Here is a 3915-nt window from a genome sequence, read left to right on the forward strand (position 1 = left end):
GCCCGTGGGTTCGCCCACCGGTCCCGGGCGACCCGACGGACCGGGCGCGAAAGTGGCCTGGGTCACAGGCCGGAACAAGGGGAACGCTTTGTTACTTGAGTGAGACACGCTCAACTAACGCGAGGTGTTCGATGGCAACTCTTCCGGTACTGCCCCTGACCGACGCCGTGCTGCTGCCCGGCATGGTCATCCCGGTGACCCTCGACCCCACCACCCAGGCCGCGATCGACGCGGCGCGGGCGACCGGCGACCGCAAGCTGCTGGCCGTGCCGCGCATCGACGGCGAGTACGGCCCGGTGGGCGTGGTCGCCACCATCGAGAAGGTCGGCCGCCTGCCTGAGGGCGAGCCCGCCGCCGTCATCCGTGGCCTGTCCCGGGCCCGGATCGGCTCCGGCGTGCCCGGCCCTGGCGCCGCCCTCTGGGTCGAGGCGACCGAACTCGACGAACCCGCCCACGCCGGTCGGGCCCGCGAACTCGCCCGCGAGTACCGCGCCCTGGTGACCTCCGTGCTCCAGCAGCGGGGCGCCTGGCAGGTCATCGACGCGGTGGAGCGGATGACCGACCTCTCCGAGCTGGCCGACTCGGCCGGTTACGCGCCCTGGCTGACGCTGGAACAGAAGACCGAGCTGCTCGCCGCGCCGGACGTCACCGCCCGGCTGGAGCTGCTGGTCGGCTGGGTGAAGGACTACCTGGCCGAGCAGGAAGTCACCGAGCAGATCAACAGTGACGTCCGCGAGGGGCTGGAGAAGTCCCAGCGCGAGTTCCTGCTGCGCCAGCAGCTCGCCGCGATCCGCAAGGAGCTGGGCGAGGACGAGCCGGACGGCTCCGCCGACTACCGGTCCCGCGTCGAGTCCGCCGAGCTGCCGGAGAAGGTCCGCGAGGCGGCCATGCGCGAGGTCGGCAAGCTGGAGCGGGCCAGCGACGCCTCCCCGGAGGCGGGCTGGATCCGTACCTGGCTGGACACCGTGCTCGAGATGCCCTGGGGCACGCGTACCGACGACAACACCGACCTGACCGCGGCCCGCGCGGTGCTCGACGCCGACCACGCCGGCCTGGCCGACGTCAAGGACCGCATCCTGGAGTACCTGGCCGTGCGCAACCGGCGCGCCGAGCGCAACCTCGGTGTGGTGGGCGGTCGCGGCTCCGGCGCGGTGCTCGCCCTCGCCGGTCCTCCCGGAGTGGGTAAGACCAGCCTCGGCGAGTCCGTGGCGCGGGCGCTCGGGCGCAACTTCGTCCGGGTCTCGCTCGGTGGCGTCCGCGACGAGGCGGAGATCCGCGGGCACCGGCGCACCTACGTGGGGGCGCTGCCCGGTCGGATCGTCCGCGCGCTGCGCGAGGCCGGTTCGATGAACCCCGTCGTGCTCCTCGACGAGGTGGACAAGCTGGCCGCCGGCTACGCCGGTGACCCGGCCGCCGCCCTGCTGGAGGTGCTCGACCCGGCCCAGAACCACACCTTCCGGGACCACTACCTGGAGGTCGACCTCGACCTGTCCGACGTGCTCTTCCTGGCCACCGCCAACGTGGTGGAGTCCATCCCCGGCCCCCTGCTGGACCGGATGGAGCTGGTCACCCTGGACGGGTACACCGAGGACGAGAAGGTCTCCATCGCCCGTGACCACCTGCTGCCCCGGCAGCGGGAGCGGGCCGGGCTGACCGCCGACGAGGTGGAGATCGCCGACGAGGCGTTGGCGCTGATCGCGGGGGAGTACACCCGAGAGGCCGGGGTCCGGCAGCTCGAACGTGGCCTCGCCAAGATCCTGCGCAAGGTGGCGGTGACGCTGGCGACCGACCCGTCGCCGGTACGCGTCGACACCGACAACCTCACCCGCTACCTGGGGCGGCCGAAGTTCACCCCGGAGTCGGCCGAGCGCACCGCGGTGCCCGGCGTGGCAACCGGCCTCGCCGTCACCGGCGCCGGCGGGGACGTGCTCTTCATCGAGGCGACCAGCATGGAGGGCGAGCCGGGGCTGACCCTGACCGGCCAGCTCGGTGACGTGATGAAGGAGTCGGCGCAGATCGCGCTCTCCTACCTACGCTCCAACGGGCGGCGGTTCGGCATCGACCCGAACGCTCTCGCGGGACGCCGGATCCACGTCCACTTCCCGGCGGGCGCGGTGCCCAAGGACGGTCCGAGCGCCGGCATCACCATGGTCACGGCCCTGGCGTCGCTGGTCACCGGCCGCCCGGTCCGTCCCGAGTTCGGGATGACCGGTGAGGTGACGCTCTCCGGTCGGGTGCTGCCGATCGGTGGGGTGAAGCAGAAGCTGCTCGCCGCGCACCGGGCCGGCCTCACCGAGGTGATCATCCCGGCGCGCAACGAGCCCGACCTGGACGACCTGCCGACCGAGGTGCGCGAGGCGCTGACCGTGCACACCCTGGCCGACGTGGCCGACGTGCTCGCCCTGGCGCTGCGCCCGGCCGACGTGAAGACGCTTGACGGGCCGGCGCTCTTCGCGGTCTGACGCTCCGACCATCCGGGCCCCCGCCGTCTTGCGACGGCGGGGGCCCTTTCGGTATGCGGGGAGGTCTACTGTCTCGTCTGCACCGTCAACCACCTCTCCGCCGCGAGGCGGCCCCTGGAGGAACCCCCCGTGAACGTGGTGCTCTGGATCATTCAGTTCCTGCTCGCCGCCGTCTTCGCCGGTGCCGGGCTGGCCAAGCTGAGCCAGCCCAAGGAGAAGTTGCGCGAGGTGATGCGGTGGGTGGACCCCGTCCCACCGTCACAGGTCAAGTCGCTCGGCGCGGTCGAGCTGCTGGCCGCCGTCGGGCTCGTGCTGCCCGCTGCCACCGGCATCGCCACAGTGCTCACCCCGCTCGCCGCCGTCGGGCTGGTCATCGTCATGATCGGCGGCCTCCTGGTGCACCTGCGCGCCGGCAAGCAGCAGACCACCCAGCAGGGGCGTCGCACCGAGATCCAGGGCGCGGTCACCTGCGCGGTGCTGCTCGTCCTCGCCGCAGTGGTGGCCTGGGGCCGTTTCGGCCCGTACGCCCTCTGATCCGCGTCGGCGAGCACGCGACAATGCACAGTAGAGTCTGCCCGCCGCTCGAGGTGGCACTCAACGGGGGAGAGGCATGGAACCGATCGTGAGCGCACCTGGTGCGGTGCCGCCGGCAGCGCCACAACGGTCAGATCCACCGAGCCGACGGTTGGGACGGCGGGTGCTCTTCGCCGGCGGCGCGGGCGCCGCGGTGGCGACCACGGTGGCCACCCTCGCCGGTGCCGAACAGGCGGGATCGCCGCCCGTCACGACCGTGCGGGAGGCCCCGCTCAGCCTCCGGGACCCCCGGGTCGGCTGCCGGCTCGACGGCAGTGACGAGTCGGACAAGGTCACCACGGCGCTGAACCTGCTGCCGGCGGGTGGCGGGGAGATCTTCCAACCGGTGGGCGCGCTCGGTCTCGGATCGGAGGTCCGCTTTCCGACGAGTGTGACCTGGACCGGCGAGAACATCGGCGCCGCGATCATCCAGCCGGCCCCGGGCTACACCGGTCGTCTGGTCTCGAGCGGTAAGTACAACCAGATCTCCAACGTGCACTTCTACGGCATGCAGACCTCCAACGTGCTGTTGACCGTCCGCGGCCCCCGGTCGACCTTCCACCACCTGCACTTCGGCAACTCGGGCAGCCACGCGATCGAGTTCCTCGGCAAGGACGCGGACACCAGCGCCCACGCCAACAAGATCACCGATATCAACATCGAGGACTGCCTCGGCGTCGGCATCCTGGTGAACAAGGTCGCGTACGACAACGAGTTCCTCAACGTCTGGGTCGGTGAGTGCCAGACCGGGATACGGCTGCTGGACAGCGCCTGCTTCTTCGACAACCTGCATGTCTGGGGTTGCCGGGGCAACGGAGTGGAACTGCGCGAACCCGCCCACCGGAACATCTTCCAGAACGTCTACCTGGAATCGAACGGC

3 protein-coding genes are annotated in these 3915 nt (G+C 71.3%); all 3 read left to right on the forward strand.

The features are described from left to right. Positions 1-131: 131 nt before the first annotated feature. Complete coding sequence (gene lon / locus AB0B48_RS32210) at positions 132-2462, forward strand: endopeptidase La (protein WP_355009832.1); 2331 nt, start codon at positions 132-134, stop codon at positions 2460-2462. A gap of 129 nt (positions 2463-2591) precedes the next feature. Next, positions 2592-2996 (forward strand): DoxX family protein, encoded by a 405-nt coding sequence (locus AB0B48_RS32215; RefSeq protein WP_357208219.1) that lies wholly within the window; start codon positions 2592-2594, stop codon positions 2994-2996. Positions 2997-3084: 88 nt separating this feature from the next. Then, on the forward strand, positions 3085-3915 hold an 831-nt coding region (locus AB0B48_RS32220; protein ID WP_357208220.1), incomplete at its 3' end, for a hypothetical protein.

Source organism: Micromonospora sp. NPDC049089, assembly GCF_040648775.1.
Classification (GTDB): domain Bacteria; phylum Actinomycetota; class Actinomycetes; order Mycobacteriales; family Micromonosporaceae; genus Micromonospora.

Excerpts from the sequence above, each read along its gene's own strand:
- lon (WP_355009832.1), top strand. The coding sequence starts at position 132 with ATGGCAACTCTTCCGGTACTGCCCCTGACCGACGCCGTGCTGCTGCCC.